Annotated in this window: 2 protein-coding genes; both read right to left on the reverse strand. The window is 63.7% G+C overall.

Annotation, left to right across the window (positions count from 1 at the left end):
• Positions 1–406 (reverse strand): alkaline phosphatase PhoX (locus tag AC097L_RS26160; RefSeq protein ID WP_479589603.1); only part of this gene is annotated, 406 nt, incomplete at its 3' end.
• 178 nt (positions 407–584) lie between these two features.
• On the reverse strand, positions 585–1,053 hold a 469-nt coding region (locus AC097L_RS26165), incomplete at its 5' end, for a type 2 periplasmic-binding domain-containing protein (RefSeq protein ID WP_479589604.1).

The following is a 1,053-nucleotide window of genomic DNA, read 5'->3' on the forward strand; positions in this document are numbered from 1 at the left end:
CGGGGCCGGCGAGGGTGAGGCCGAAGGACCCCATGCCGTCGTGGTGGTCGCCTGCGCGGTTGTCGAAGTCGGTGTCGGTGCCGTCGTTTTTATAGGCGGGGGTGGCCGCGCTCAGCGGGTCGCCCAGCGCATAGATCACGCTGGCGGTGTAGCCCGCAGGCACGGTGGCCATGTCGGCCAGGCTCTTGTCCACGGCGGTGAAGCCCAGTTTGTACTCACCGGCCACGGGTTCGCCATCGCCGCCACCACCGCAGGCGGTCAGCGCAAAGCTGCCCATCACGGCAGCGCCCGCCGTGCCCACGCCCATGCGCAGCAGGCCACGGCGGCTCAGGCGGGTGTCGATCAGGCTGGAGATGCTGGGGTTGTTGCTGGTGTTGCTGTCTTCAGAGTGGCTATCGGCGGTCATCGTGGAGGCTTTCTGTGGGGGTTATCGGTTATCGGAAAACCCCTGATGCTAGAAAGCCTGTGTGACAGTGCTGTGGCAAACCCCGGTGGGCCAGCAGCTATTTTTATGATAGCTGCTCTCGCCCATGGAATAAGCGCTGGAGGCCTTTTTAATCCTCAACACCTCCAACACGTACTACTTACCAGCTCGGTCCCCGGCGGATGGCGCTGATCTTGCCTTCGAGCTTTTTCACACTGTCGGCCCCGGTGGCTTTGCCCGACAGCACCTCGTGGGTGGCGTTCCAGAACGCGGCGGACACTTCGTTGTATTTCATGCCGGTCACGGTGGCCGGGCGCGGCACGGCGACCTTCAGCGTCTCGAACAAATCACCATAGAACGGGTTGGCGGCCAGGATGTCTTTGTCCTGGTACAGCGCGGGGATGGTGGGGTTGGAGGCCAGGCTGATGGAGCGCTCTTTTTGCACCGCCTGGCTGGTCATGTACAGCACCAGGTCGGCGGCTTCCTTGGGGTGTTTGGAGTATTTGCTGACCGCCATTTGCCAGCCGCCCAGTGCGGCCGCGCCGGTGCTGTTGGCACCGTCGCCCTTGGGCATGCCCACCATCACGCCCACCTTGCCTTTGATGCTGCTGTCGGCCCCGTTGACCAGC

This window comes from Rhodoferax sp. RT5P35 (assembly GCF_056521385.1).